The sequence below is a fragment of the Streptomyces sp. NPDC047974 genome, from assembly GCF_040653375.1.
Lineage (GTDB): Bacteria > Actinomycetota > Actinomycetes > Streptomycetales > Streptomycetaceae > Streptomyces.
In genome coordinates this window covers 1-12,216 of sequence record NZ_JBEZNU010000065.1, presented here as the reverse complement: position 1 = coordinate 12,216, position 12,216 = coordinate 1, and the positions used below count along the sequence as shown (strand labels likewise).

The 12,216-nt window shown below is 71.7% G+C and carries 13 protein-coding genes; 6 read left to right on the top strand and 7 right to left on the bottom strand.

The genetic code is table 11. The features are described from left to right. On the bottom strand, positions 1 to 386 hold a 386-nt coding region (locus tag AB0E19_RS37570; RefSeq protein WP_362189408.1), incomplete at its 3' end, for a Glu/Leu/Phe/Val dehydrogenase dimerization domain-containing protein. Between the two features lie 332 nt (positions 387 to 718). Here AB0E19_RS37570 and AB0E19_RS37565 point away from each other — a divergent pair. Continuing rightward, complete coding sequence (locus AB0E19_RS37565) at positions 719 to 2,695, top strand: PIG-L family deacetylase (RefSeq protein ID WP_362189405.1); 1,977 nt, start codon at positions 719 to 721, stop codon at positions 2,693 to 2,695. 95 nt (positions 2,696 to 2,790) lie between these two features. On the opposite strand, the gene tuf is transcribed toward AB0E19_RS37565, so the two are convergent. The 5 genes from tuf to AB0E19_RS37540 form a co-directional block, all read right to left on the bottom strand. After that, complete coding sequence (tuf, locus tag AB0E19_RS37560; RefSeq protein WP_360601226.1) at positions 2,791 to 3,984, bottom strand: elongation factor Tu; 1,194 nt, start codon at positions 3,982 to 3,984, stop codon at positions 2,791 to 2,793. Between the two features lie 161 nt (positions 3,985 to 4,145). Next, positions 4,146 to 6,272, bottom strand: a complete 2,127-nt coding sequence (gene fusA / locus AB0E19_RS37555) for an elongation factor G (RefSeq protein ID WP_362189400.1) — start codon at positions 6,270 to 6,272, stop codon at positions 4,146 to 4,148. 39 nt (positions 6,273 to 6,311) lie between these two features. After that, positions 6,312 to 6,782: a 30S ribosomal protein S7 gene (gene rpsG, locus AB0E19_RS37550; RefSeq protein ID WP_030494244.1), complete on the bottom strand. Its 471-nt coding sequence runs from the start codon at positions 6,780 to 6,782 to the stop codon at positions 6,312 to 6,314. A gap of 2 nt (positions 6,783 to 6,784) precedes the next feature. Then, the gene (rpsL, locus tag AB0E19_RS37545; protein ID WP_003948652.1) at positions 6,785 to 7,156 is read right to left on the bottom strand and encodes a 30S ribosomal protein S12; all 372 of its coding nucleotides are present in this window, start codon (positions 7,154 to 7,156) and stop codon (positions 6,785 to 6,787) included. A gap of 485 nt (positions 7,157 to 7,641) precedes the next feature. Next, positions 7,642 to 8,091, bottom strand: a complete 450-nt coding sequence (locus AB0E19_RS37540; RefSeq protein ID WP_362189395.1) for a helix-turn-helix transcriptional regulator — start codon at positions 8,089 to 8,091, stop codon at positions 7,642 to 7,644. 244 nt (positions 8,092 to 8,335) lie between these two features. Between AB0E19_RS37540 and AB0E19_RS37535 the strand changes: the two genes are divergently transcribed. Genes AB0E19_RS37535 through AB0E19_RS37525 form a run of 3 tightly spaced genes read left to right on the top strand, consistent with a single transcriptional unit; the run spans position 8,336 to position 9,652 of the window. Continuing rightward, positions 8,336 to 8,722 (top strand): WhiB family transcriptional regulator, encoded by a 387-nt coding sequence (locus AB0E19_RS37535; protein ID WP_362189392.1) that lies wholly within the window; start codon positions 8,336 to 8,338, stop codon positions 8,720 to 8,722. Next, positions 8,715 to 9,455: a hypothetical protein gene (locus AB0E19_RS37530; RefSeq protein WP_362189389.1), complete on the top strand. Its 741-nt coding sequence runs from the start codon at positions 8,715 to 8,717 to the stop codon at positions 9,453 to 9,455. The genes AB0E19_RS37535 and AB0E19_RS37530 overlap by 8 nt, the downstream gene beginning before the upstream one ends. Next, positions 9,449 to 9,652: a hypothetical protein gene (locus tag AB0E19_RS37525; protein ID WP_359528454.1), complete on the top strand. Its 204-nt coding sequence runs from the start codon at positions 9,449 to 9,451 to the stop codon at positions 9,650 to 9,652. Before AB0E19_RS37530 ends, AB0E19_RS37525 begins: the two co-directional genes overlap by 7 nt. A gap of 83 nt (positions 9,653 to 9,735) precedes the next feature. On the opposite strand, the gene AB0E19_RS37520 is transcribed toward AB0E19_RS37525, so the two are convergent. Then, a complete protein-coding gene (locus tag AB0E19_RS37520; protein WP_362189385.1) occupies positions 9,736 to 10,569 on the bottom strand; it encodes a hypothetical protein in 834 nt (277 codons plus the stop codon). 306 nt (positions 10,570 to 10,875) lie between these two features. On the opposite strand from AB0E19_RS37520, the gene AB0E19_RS37515 reads away from it, so the two are divergent. Then, positions 10,876 to 11,286 carry a hypothetical protein gene (locus AB0E19_RS37515; RefSeq protein WP_362189382.1) on the top strand — a complete coding sequence of 137 codons (411 nt, stop codon included), beginning with the start codon at positions 10,876 to 10,878 and terminating at the stop codon, positions 11,284 to 11,286. 215 nt (positions 11,287 to 11,501) lie between these two features. Beyond that, entirely contained in the window at positions 11,502 to 12,101 is a 600-nt protein-coding gene (locus tag AB0E19_RS37510) for a phage tail protein (protein ID WP_362189379.1), read from the top strand. Positions 12,102 to 12,216: the final 115 nt, after the last annotated feature.

Genomic DNA, 12,216 nt, shown 5'->3' with positions numbered 1-12,216 from the left:
CGGCCGTGCGGGTCGAAGTCGCTGCCGCCCTTGCCGCCGCCGATGCCGAGGCCGGTCAGCGCGTTCTTGAAGATCTGCTCGAAGCCGAGGAACTTCACGATGCCGAGGTTCACCGAGGGGTGGAAGCGCAGGCCGCCCTTGTAGGGGCCGAGCGCGCTGTTGAACTCGACGCGGAAGCCGCGGTTCACCCGGACGCGGCCCCGGTCGTCCTGCCACGGGACCCGGAAGACGATCTGCCGCTCGGGCTCGACGAGCCGCTCCAGGAGTCCGGGCTCGGCGTACTCGGGGCGCGCGGCGAGCACCGGCGCGAGGCTGTCGAGGACCTCGTGGACGGCCTGGTGGAACTCGGGCTGCGCCGGGTTGCGGTGCTCGATCTCGGCGCGCAGGGCGTCGAGCGCGGAGCGGGCGCCGGCGGTGGTCTCGGTGGTGGGACGGGACGGCACGGAGTACCCCCTTCTGGCACGGCGGTACGCGCCAGGGAAGCGGTGCGGAGCTCGGCGCCGTTGCCGAGCGTTGACGGGCGGCGTCCTCGCGCGCCCCCGCACCTGGTGGGACCGCCGCCGGGCGCAGTGTTACATCGATGTGAATGCACGCACCAGTAAGCATTCCGGTTCGTCCCGGCATGCAAGACGGCGGCCTGCCCCTGCCGCCCGGGCAACCCCGGCCCCGCGCCGGCCGTCTAGCCAGGGACCGACCTTGGGGGGAAGGGCCACCCGCCGTGCAGACACCGTCCCGCCGTTCGCTCCTGGCCGCCGCTGTGACCACGGCGCTCGCCACGGGCTGCTCCGTGCCGGCCCCGCGCCGGGCCTCCCCGGCCGCGGACCCCGCGCCGGGCAAGCCCTTCGCGGGCGGGGAGCCGCGCCGCGCGCTGCTGATGCAGTTCGTGGCGCACCCGGACGACGACCTGTACTTCATGAACCCGGACGCGCAGCGGCTGCTGGACGCCGGGGTGCCCCTGGTCTCCGTCTACGTGACGGCCGGCGAGCACACCGGCGTCAACCGCGTCCCGGGCATGCCGAGGACACCGCCGGACCGGGCCGCCTACTCCTCCGCCCGCCGCCAGGGCCTGCGGCAGAGCTACGCGGCGGCCCTGGGCCTGCCGCCGTTCACGCCGTGGCGGCGGGAGGCGCTGGCCCTCGGCGGCGGACGGACGGCGGAGCGGGCGGTGCTCGCGCGCGGCGGGCGCCGGGTCGAGCTGATCCACCTCGACCTGCCGATGCACACCCCGCGCCGGTACATGGCGCTGCCGGCGCTGTGGGAGGACCGGGCCCTGGAGCTGTCCGCGCATCGCTCGGCGGGCTCGCCGGTCGCGCGCCCGGGGACGTACGACCACGAGGGCCTGGTCGCGGCGCTGACCGGGCTGCTGCGCCGCTACCGGCCCACCGTGGTGCACACCCTCGACCCGGACCCGGACGTCCAGCCGAGCCCCGAGGCGGTCCGCCGCCGGGACTCCGAGCAGCCGGGCTACTCGGACCACGGGGACCACACGGCGGCGGCCTGTTTCGCCTGGTCGGCGCTGGTGCGCTGGGTGGCGGAGGAGGTACGGGCCGGGGCGCCGGTCCCGCTCTTCGCGGCGGCCGCCTTCCGCGGCTACTACAACCGCCACTGGCCGAAGAACCTGCCGCCCGGGGTGCTGGCGGGGAAGGCGGCGCGCCTGGTGCCGTACGGCGGCGATCCGTCCTGGGCGTGCGGGAACCCCTCGGGGTGCGGCGACTACGGCGTCGGCGGCGACCGGCCGCTGACCAGCCGCAAGGGCTGGGTCCGCTCCACCCACCGCCGCTGGCCGGGCCCCGGCCTCGCGCTCGCCGCCGAGCCGGACGGGCGGCTCGCCGCGTACGGGGTTCTCGGGCTGCGCGCGGTGCGGTGGCGGGAGTCGGCTCCCGGGGTGTGGAGCGGTCCCGAGGACCTGGGCGGCGGCCCGCTGGCTCCGGGGCTCGGCGCGGCGGTGCTGCCGGACGGGCGGGTGCTGCTCCTCGGGGTGCGGTTCGCGGCCCTGGAGGGGCACGGCGGCCCCAACCGGCGGGAGGTGGTCCTCCTGGAGCAGTGCTCCCCCGGTGGCCCGTTCCTCGCGTGGCGCGGCCTCGGCACCCCGGACCTGGGGGCGGAGCGCAGCCGCCGGCTCGGCGTGCCGGTGGCGGTGACGGCTCCGGACGGCCGGGTGCGGCTGTACGTGCGGAACGCGGCGCGGGGTGTCGCCGAGCGGGTCAGGGCGGCGGACGGCTCCTGGGGGCCGTGGCGGGCGCTGCCGGGTGACGCCGTCGTGCAGGACGGTTTCGCCGTCTCGACGGACCCGGACGGGCGCACGCATCTGTACGCGGCGGGGCGGGAGGCCGTACGCCATTGGGTGGACGGCCGGGAGGCGCCGGGCGCGCTGCCGCTGTCGGGTGCGACGGTGGCGAGCGCGGGCGGCGGGCTCTACCACCGGGCGCCGGCCTCGGCGCGGCTGGTCGGCCCGGACGGCGGGGACGCCGGCCTGGACGGCTTCGGGGAGGTGCGGGCGGCGCGCTCGGCGGCGCTCGGCACGGTGCTGCTCGGCACGGACGGCGAGGGCCGGGTGTGCGTGCGGGCCGGCGGCCGGCTGCGGACCCGGACGGAGGGGCCGGCGGCGGTGGCGGTCGCGCTGCACGCGGGCGCCGACGGCGTGGCGGTGGTGGGGCTCGGCCCGGACGGCCGGCCCTGGTCCTGGCGGCCGTAGCGGGCGGCCGGGAACGCGAGAAGGCCCCGCACCTTCCGGTGCGGGGCCTTCCCTCACTGCTGGCAGCTCGTACGAGCCACCAGGTCAGTCGAAGATCAGGCAGTGATCTTGACGACCTGGCCGGCGCCGACGGTCCGGCCACCCTCACGGATGGCGAACTTGAGGCCCTCCTCCATGGCGACGGGCTGGATCAGCTCGACGGACATGGAGGTGTTGTCGCCCGGCATGACCATCTCGGTGCCCTCGGGGAGGGTCACGACGCCGGTCACGTCCGTGGTACGGAAGTAGAACTGCGGGCGGTAGTTGTTGAAGAACGGGGTGTGACGGCCACCCTCGTCCTTCGACAGGATGTAGGCCTGGGCCTCGAACTGGGTGTGCGGCGTGACCGAACCCGGCTTGATGATGACCTGGCCGCGCTCGACGTCCTCGCGCTTGATGCCACGGAGGAGCAGACCGACGTTCTCACCGGCCTGGCCCTCGTCGAGCAGCTTGCGGAACATCTCGATGCCGGTGACCGTGGTGGTGGTCTTCTCGGTCTTGATGCCGATGATGTCGACGGTCTCGTTGACCTTGAGGACACCACGCTCGATACGACCGGTGACGACGGTGCCACGACCGGTGATCGTGAAGACGTCCTCGATCGGCATCAGGAACGGCTTGTCGACGTCACGCTCGGGCTGCGGGATGGACTCGTCCACGGCCTTCATGAGGCCGAGGAGCTTCTCGCCCCACTCCTTGTCGCCCTCGAGCGCCTTGAGCGCCGAGACGCGGACGACCGGAAGGTCGTCGCCCGGGAACTCGTACTCGGAGAGGAGCTCACGGACCTCGAGCTCGACGAGCTCCAGGATCTCCTCGTCGTCCACCATGTCGGCCTTGTTCAGGGCGACGACGATGTACGGAACGCCGACCTGGCGGGCCAGGAGCACGTGCTCCTTGGTCTGCGGCATCGGGCCGTCGGTGGCGGCGACCACGAGGATGGCGCCGTCCATCTGCGCGGCACCCGTGATCATGTTCTTGATGTAGTCCGCGTGACCGGGGCAGTCGACGTGGGCGTAGTGACGCGACTCGGTCTGGTACTCGACGTGCGCGATCGAGATCGTGATACCGCGCTGGCGCTCCTCGGGAGCCTTGTCGATCTGGTCGAAGGCCGAGGCCTCGTTCAGGTCCGGGTACGCGTCGTGCAGCACCTTGGTAATGGCGGCCGTGAGGGTCGTCTTACCGTGGTCGATGTGACCGATGGTGCCGATGTTGACGTGCGGCTTAGTCCGCTCGAACTTCGCCTTCGCCACTGGGGTCCTCCTGTGGAGTGGTTCTGAACGCCTTGCTTCATCGGCGCCAGGTGATCTTTGCTGGGGTGCCGCCCGGCAGGGGGTATCCCTCTCGGGACGGCCCCCCACCGGTCGGTGTCAAGCCTAAAGCGTGTGCACGCGATGCGTTGAACGCGGTTGCGTTACTCGCCCTTGGCCTTCGCGATGATCTCCTCGGCGACGTTCCGCGGAACCTCGGCGTAGGAGTCGAACTGCATCGAGTAGCTTGCGCGACCCGAGGTCTTGCTGCGGAGGTCGCCGACGTAGCCGAACATCTCCGACAGGGGCACGAGGCCCTTCACGATGCGGGCACCGTGACGCTCCTCCATGGCCTGGATCTGGCCACGGCGGGAGTTGATGTCGCCGATGACCTCGCCCATGTAGTCCTCGGGCGTGGTGACCTCGACGGCCATCATCGGCTCAAGGAGCACGGGGGAAGCCTTGCGCGCGGCCTCCTTGAAGGCCTGCGAACCGGCGATCTTGAACGCGAGCTCGGAGGAGTCGACCTCGTGGTAGCCACCGTCGAGAAGGATGACGCGGACGCCAGTCATCTCGTAGCCGGCCAGGATGCCGAACTGCATGGCCTCCTGCGCACCCGCGTCGACCGAAGGGATGTACTCCTTCGGGATGCGGCCACCGGTGACCTTGTTCACGAACTCGTACGACGCCTCGCCGCCCTCGATGGGCTCGATCGCGATCTGCACCTTGGCGAACTGACCGGTACCACCGGTCTGCTTCTTGTGGGTGTAGTCGTGACGCTCGACGGCCTTGCGGATCGTCTCGCGGTACGCGACCTGCGGCTTGCCGACGTTGGCCTCGACCTTGAACTCGCGACGCATGCGGTCGACGAGGATGTCGAGGTGGAGCTCGCCCATGCCACCGATGATGGTCTGGCCGGTCTCCTCGTCCGAGTGGACCTGGAAGGAGGGGTCCTCCTCCGCGAGACGCTGGATGGCGACACCCAGCTTCTCCTGGTCACCCTTGGACTTGGGCTCGATCGCGACCTGGATGACCGGCGCCGGGAAGTCCATGGACTCCAGGATGACCGGGTTCTTCTCGTCGCACAGCGTCTCACCGGTGGTGGTCTGCTTCAGGCCCATGACGGCGACGATGTCGCCGGCGCCCACCGAGTCGATCTCCTCACGCTTGTTCGCGTGCATGCGGTAGATCTTGCCGATGCGCTCCTTCTTGCCCTTGACGGAGTTCAGCACCGCGGTGCCGGCCTCCAGGCGACCGGAGTAGATCCGGACGAAGGTGAGCTTGCCGAGGTGCGGGTCGCTCGCGATCTTGAACGCGAGGGCCGACAGCGGCTCGTCGTCGGACGGCTTGCGCTTGACGACAAGCTCGGCGTCCTTGACGTCGTGGCCCTCGATGGCCTCGACGTCGAGGGGCGACGGCAGGTAGCGGACGACGGCGTCGAGCAGGGGCTGGACGCCCTTGTTCTTGAACGCGGTGCCACAGAACACCGGGGTGACCGTGGTGTCGCCGCCCTTGCCGGAGGCGATGGTGATGCGACGGATCGCGGTGTAGAGCTGCTCCTCGGTGGGCTCTTCGCCCTCGAGGAAGAGCTCCATGAGCTCCTCGTCGTTCTCGGCGACGGCCTCGACGAGCTTGGCGCGCCACTCGTCGGCGAGCTCCTGCTTGTCGGCCGGGATGTCGACGATGTCGTACATCTCGCCCTTGGTCGCCTCGGCGGACCAGACGAGGGCCTTCATCTTCACGAGGTCGATGACGCCCTCGAAGTCGGCCTCGGCACCGATCGGGAGCTGCATGACGATCGGAGTGGCGCCGAGGCGGCTCACGATCATGTCGACGCAGCGGAAGAAGTCGGCACCGGTCCGGTCGAGCTTGTTGACGAAGCAGATACGCGGAACGCCGTAGCGGTCCGCCTGACGCCAGACGGTCTCGGACTGGGGCTCGACGCCGGCCACGCCGTCGAACACGGTGACAGCACCGTCGAGCACGCGCAGGGAACGCTCCACCTCGACGGTGAAGTCGACGTGACCCGGCGTGTCGATGATGTTGATCGTGTGGTCGACGTTCTCGAGCGGCCAGTGGCAGGTGGTGGCAGCGGACGTGATCGTGATGCCACGCTCCTGCTCCTGCTCCATCCAGTCCATCGTGGCAGCGCCGTCGTGGACCTCACCGATCTTGTACGAAACGCCGGTGTAGAACAGGATCCGCTCGGTGGTGGTCGTCTTGCCCGCGTCGATGTGGGCCATGATGCCGATGTTGCGCACCTTGGCCAGGTCAAGCGAAGTGGTAGCCATAAGGCTTCAGTCTTCTCTCGGTCTCGATGGGGGTTGCGACTACCAGCGGTAGTGCGCGAAGGCCTTGTTGGACTCGGCCATCTTGTGCGTGTCCTCGCGCTTCTTGACCGAAGCACCCAGGCCGTTCGAGGCGTCCAGGAGCTCGTTCATGAGGCGCTCGGTCATGGTCTTCTCGCGGCGGGCGCGGGAGTAACCGACGAGCCAGCGCAGCGCGAGGGTGGAGGCACGACCGGGCTTGACCTCGATCGGCACCTGGTACGTGGCGCCACCGACACGGCGGGACTTGACCTCGAGAGCCGGCTTGACGTTCTCGAGGGCGCGCTTCAGCGTGACGACCGGGTCGGCACCGGTCTTCTCGCGCAGGCCCTCCATGGCGCCGTAGACGATGCGCTCAGCGGTGGAGCGCTTGCCGTCGAGCAGGATCTTGTTGATCAGCGACGTGACAAGAGGAGAACCGTAGACCGGGTCGATGATGACCGGGCGCTTCGGGGCGGGGCCCTTACGAGGCATTCTTACTTCTCCTTCTTGGCGCCGTAGCGGCTGCGGGCCTGCTTGCGGTTCTTGACACCCTGGGTGTCGAGGGAACCGCGGATGATCTTGTAACGAACACCAGGCAGGTCCTTCACACGGCCGCCACGCACGAGCACGATCGAGTGCTCCTGCAGGTTGTGTCCCTCACCCGGGATGTAGGCCGTGACCTCGATGCCGCTGGTCAGACGCACACGCGCGACCTTACGGAGGGCCGAGTTCGGCTTCTTCGGGGTGGTCGTGAACACACGCGTGCAGACGCCACGGCGCTGGGGCGAACCCTCGAGAGCGGGCGTCTTGTTCTTCTCGACCTTGTCCTGCCGGCCCTTCCGGACCAGCTGCTGGATCGTAGGCACTACTTCTCCGGTTTCTGTGTGCCGTAAGTACTACTAACCTGGAACATTCACCGACCCACGCGGTCGGGCGTGTCGGATCCGGTGGACCTTCCGCAGAGCGCGGAAAGGCGCGGATCACGGTGGCCGGTCTTGGACTCACCGTGCGGTTGTGGACACGCACAGGAGCCCAGGCACACCCCAGGCACAAGGCATGAGCGTACCTATCGCACGGACTGCGGTCAAAAGAAATGGAACCCGCCGACCCGACCGGGAAGATCGTCCGGCCCCCCGGGGCACGGCGATCCGCCGGTAACGGACGACGGGCAGCCCCCCGAGCCGGTCCGGCCGCGGGCCGGAACGGACCGTGTCACGAGCCGGGCCACGAGCCGGTACGGGCCGGGCCACGGGCCGGGCCACGAGCCGGTACGGGCCCGATCGCGGGCCGGGCCACGGCCGGTACGGGCCGGTCTCAGGCCGGGCCGCGGGCCGGTCTCGGGCCGGGCGGGTCAGTCGCGGGCCGTGCGGCGGGGTTCGGCGCGGGGGCCCTCGGCGTCCGGAGCGGCGTCGGGCTCCAGGAACTGGCTGACGACCTTGACGAAGACGCCCATCCGCTCGTCGGGGACGCCCAGCCAGCGGGCGAAGTCCTCCATGGTGGGCTGCCAGTCGCTCGGCGGCAGCAGATCGGCCGCCAGCGGCAGCTCCTCCGGCGTGACGCGGCCGGACCGGATGAGCATGTCGCGGACGGAGACCCCGAGGAGCGGGGCGATGCGGCGCATGGTCTCCAGATCGGGCATGCTCTGCCGCTGCAGCAGCCGGGTCACGGCGGCCCGGTGGACCCCCGCCTCGTCCGCGATGCGGGACTTGCCGCCGCCGCGCGGGCTGTCGATGTCGTATCCGCGCCGTCTCATCAGGCCTTCGACCCAGCCGGCGAACTCGTCGAGTCCTTGACCGTTCATGCTCTACCGCTCCCTCATCATCCCCACCCTCCGGGCCCCTCACTCTAGCGTGCTTGCGCGCACGGAATTACGTGCTTTCGGGCACGCAATCGTGTCGAATCGATGAAGAACCCCTCCACATCCATAGTTGCGCGCGAGCGCGCAACATGTAAGTCTGCCGCTCGCCGCACTCGTCGCCTCCTGAACCCCAGGGCCCCCACGGGCCCCTTGCGTCCCGGTGGCCCGGACCGTGGAGAGAACCGTCTTGTCCCAGCCCGACCCGACCCCCTGGCAGGCCGCCGCCGCGTGCGCCGGCCTCTCCCCGGCCGTCGTCTTCGCCCGCCGCGAGCGGCAGGCCGCCCCCGCCCTGCGCGCCTGCGCCGGCTGCCCCGTCGCCCGCGAGTGCGAGGCGGCCGTGGCCCCCGCCGAGAGCTGGTTCGACGGCGTCTGCGCCGGACGCCTCTGGCGCAACGGCCGCCCGGTGAAGCCCCGTTCGCGCCCCGGAACCGCCGCCTCCGCCCGCGTGGAAGCCGTGCGCGCCGGAGCCGCCCCGCTCGACGACCGCGCCGTCGCCGCCCAGCTGGACGCCGTCCTCGACGCCGTCCTCGCCACCGGCGCCGCCCCGGCCCGCACCGGAGGCGACCGTGACTGAGCCCGCCGTCGGCGGCGCCGCCGAAGCCGTCCTGCGGGACGTCACCCTCTGGGCCGCCGCCCTCGCCCGCCACTTCCCCGAACTGGCCGAGGAGCTGGCGCCGGTGCGCCGCTCCCCCGCCGGCACCGCGCCCGCCGCGCCGCACCCCGGCACCGGCGCGCTCATCCGCCAGGAGCGGCGCGAGGCCCTGCTCCTGGAGCAGCGGCACGGGCTCGCCGTGCCCGGCCACGGCGCCGCCCCGATCCGGCTGCACGTCTCGGACTGCATCCGGGACGTCACCGACGGCGTGGTGGAGCTGGAGGAGGCCGTGCACGCCCGGCTCGGCCTGCCCCGGCCGCCGCGCGCCGGGGTGGTCGACCGGCTGCGCCGGGTCGTCGCCCGGCTCGACGCCGTCGCCGCCCACCCCGACCTGGCCCGCCACGTGCGGGACGAGGTGCGGCGGATGGCACGCCGGTGCGCCCGCACCCTCGGCGAGGCGGAGACCGTGGTGCGGGTGGCCGGCCGCTGCCCCTGGTGCGACTCGGTCTCGCTGCGCGCCTTCCCGGACCGCCGGGCGGTGCTGTGCGTGAACCCCGCCTGCGTCTGCGTCGATCCGGTGTGCGGCTGCCAGGACGACCCCGCCTACCGGCACCTGTGGCGGGAGGACGAGTGGGCGGAGCTCGCGGACGCCTCCGGGGCCCGCACGGAGGAGATCGAGGCGGCGATGGACGACACGAAGGAGACCTCATGCTGAGCTCGCCCCACCTGCCGGCCCTGATCCCGGGCCCGCTCGCCGCCGAGGAGGCGGGCGTGGCGCCCGCGACGATCCGCAAGTGGGTCCAGCTGGGCCATCTGCGGGCCGTCGGCAAGGCGGGACGGGCGCAGCTCTTCCGCCTGGAGGACGTCTTCGCGGCGGAGCGGGCGGCCCGCCGCCGGCCGCGTACCGCCTGAGCCGGTCCGCGAGTCCGAGCGTCCGAGAGTCCGCGCGTTTCCCGAGAGCGCCCCCGTGTCCGGCCGGACACGGGGGCGCTTCGTCATGCCGTGAGGAAGTCCCGCAGCGAGCGGGTCAGTTCCGCCGTGAAGCGGGCGCGGCCCGGCTCGTCGAGGCGGTCGAGGGAGAGGTACGGGTTGAGGTCCTCCAGCTCGACCAGGAGGAGTCCGCCGTCCGGGGCCCGGCAGGCGTCGACGCGCTGGATGCCGTGGCGCAGGGTGTTCCAGGCGATGAAGCCGCGCGCGAAGTCGAGGTCGGCGGCGGTGGGTTCGTACGGTGCCAGTTCCCAGCGGCGCTCGGGGTCGGGGGCGTACAGCGCGTACTGGAACCGGTCGTCGACGAAGAAGAAGGAGACCTCGTAGCGGAAGTCGATCCGGGGCTGGACGAGCAGTTCCCCGTCCCCGTACGGGAGTCCGGCGAGCTCGGCGTACGGGACGAACCGCAGCCCTATGGAGTCGGCGCCGGCCTTGGGCTTGACCGCGTACGCGGCCGCCTCGGGGAGGCGGTGCAGCTCCTCGGGCCGGTCGACGGTGGGGATGACGGGGTGTCCGGTGGCGGTGAGGTCGACGAGGTACTGCTTGCCGGCCATGTCGGCGCGGCCGTGGAGCGGGTTGTAGACGGGGGTGCCGAGGGCGGTGGCGCGCTCGCGGAAGCGGTCGTACGCCTCCTGGAAGTGGAGGACCGGGCCGCTGTTGCGGACGACGACCGCGTCGAAGCCCTCCATGAGGGCGGCGGCGTCGCGGGGGTGGCAGAGGGCGAGGTCGAAGGAGGCGCGGAGCCGGGCGGTGAGGTCGATGTCCTCGTCGCAGTAGCGGCGTCCGCGGGCCGGGTAGGCGAGGTCGGTGACGTAGAGCAGGCGGGGTCGGGCGGCGGACACGGGCGGCTCCTCGGGGGTCGGAAGGGCCAACCTATCCGCGGGCCTCGGCTCCTTGGAAGACATCACCGCAGGTCAGAACCGTGTTTCTGGGGTCTGGGGCACGTCGGTCACCGAATTAGTTGCGTGCGCGCACGCTCTCTGTCACAGTTGGTGCAGCGGCGGAGCTGCGCCCGCAGGACGGGCGGCGGCTCCGCCGTCCGTCGTCCGGGCGCGTTCCCGCGCCCCTCGCCCCCCTCCCCCGCGGGAACCCCGGACGGCGGCCCTCCGCTCCCTCTCCACCGCCCCTCCCTCCCGAGGAGAACCGTCATGACCACTCCCCCGAGTGCGTTCCCGGACGTCGAGAAGCTGGTCGTCGACGTCCTCAAGGCCGACCCGGCCCTGGCCGGGGCGGTGATCGCCGTCCAGGCGCCCGCCGGCTTCGACGGCACCCAGGCCGCCGTCCTGGTCAACCGCCGCGGCGGCGCCTGGATCGGCGACCTCCACGTCGACATGCCGCTGATCGAGTTCGAGGTGTACGGCCCCACCAAGGAGGCCGCCCACGTCCTCGCCAACGGCGCCCGGCGCGCCCTGCTCGCCACCCTCGGCAAGCAGGTCGGCGCGAGCAACGTCGTCCACGACGTGGAGGAGCAGGACGGCCCGCGCTGGCTGCCCGACTACCTCTACCGGGGCGCGAACCGCTACCTCTGCGTGCTGCGCCTCTCCCTCACCGTCTTCTGACGGCCGGGGACACCCCCGCCACCGTCTCCCGACGGCTTGGGACACCCCCGCCACCGTCTCCCGACGGCCGGGAACACCCCACGCCGTCTCCGACGGCCCCGCCGGACCCCGTCCGGCCCCACCGACAAGGCCCCGCCGACCGGCGGGGCCTTTGCCGTGCCCGGGCCTTCCCTCGCCCGGGCGCGGCGCCCTCACCCCTCAGAAGGAGAAACCCCATGGCAGGCAACAACTCCGCCGAGATCCGCGTCGCCGGCACCGGCAAGCTCTTCGTCGCCGAGGCCGGCGCGGCCGCCCCGTCCTTCGGCGCCGACCCGGCCGCCGACTGGGCCTCGGCCACCTGGACGAACCTCGGCTACACCACCGGTGACGGCGTCACCTTCTCCAAGAAGGACAAGCTGGAGCCGATCGACACCTGGCAGTCCGTCTCCCCGGTGCACTTCATCTACTCCAGCCGTGACCTCTCGCTGAAGTTCTCGATGCTCCAGTTCAACGAGGACACGCTGCCGTTCTTCATGGGCGGCGGCGAGGTCAAGCCGGAGCCGGCCGCGTCGACGGACTCGTTCAAGTACGAGATCGCCGAGCGTCCGTACGCCGACGTCCGCGCCCTCGGCCTGGAGTTCACCGACGTCCGGGTCGGCGGCACCCCGGTCACGTACCGCTTCATCATCCCGCGCGGCCAGGTGACCGCCTCCGACGACATCAAGCTGGCCCGCAAGGCGGCGTCCACCCTGGGCATCACCTTCACCGCGATGTCGAACGGCGGCGGCCAGCCGCTGGCGACCTTCCTCATGAAGGACAACACCTACGCCGCCTGATCCACCCCCCGGGGCGGGACGGCGGCACCCCGCCGTCCCCGCCTATTGGCAGTTCTTACAGCTCTTTGGATGCCCAATTGATCGGTGCATCAGTGATCGCCTCGATCGAGTTCAG

Coding starts and splice junctions, on each gene's coding strand:
- fusA (WP_362189400.1), bottom strand. CDS start 6,272: ATGGCTACCACTTCGCTTGACCTGGCCAAGGTGCGCAACATCGGCATC.
- rpsG (WP_030494244.1), bottom strand. CDS start 6,782: ATGCCTCGTAAGGGCCCCGCCCCGAAGCGCCCGGTCATCATCGACCCG.
- AB0E19_RS37540 (WP_362189395.1), bottom strand. CDS start 8,091: ATGAACGGTCAAGGACTCGACGAGTTCGCCGGCTGGGTCGAAGGCCTG.
- AB0E19_RS37525 (WP_359528454.1), top strand. CDS start 9,449: ATGCTGAGCTCGCCCCACCTGCCGGCCCTGATCCCGGGCCCGCTCGCC.
- AB0E19_RS37515 (WP_362189382.1), top strand. CDS start 10,876: ATGACCACTCCCCCGAGTGCGTTCCCGGACGTCGAGAAGCTGGTCGTC.
- AB0E19_RS37510 (WP_362189379.1), top strand. CDS start 11,502: ATGGCAGGCAACAACTCCGCCGAGATCCGCGTCGCCGGCACCGGCAAG.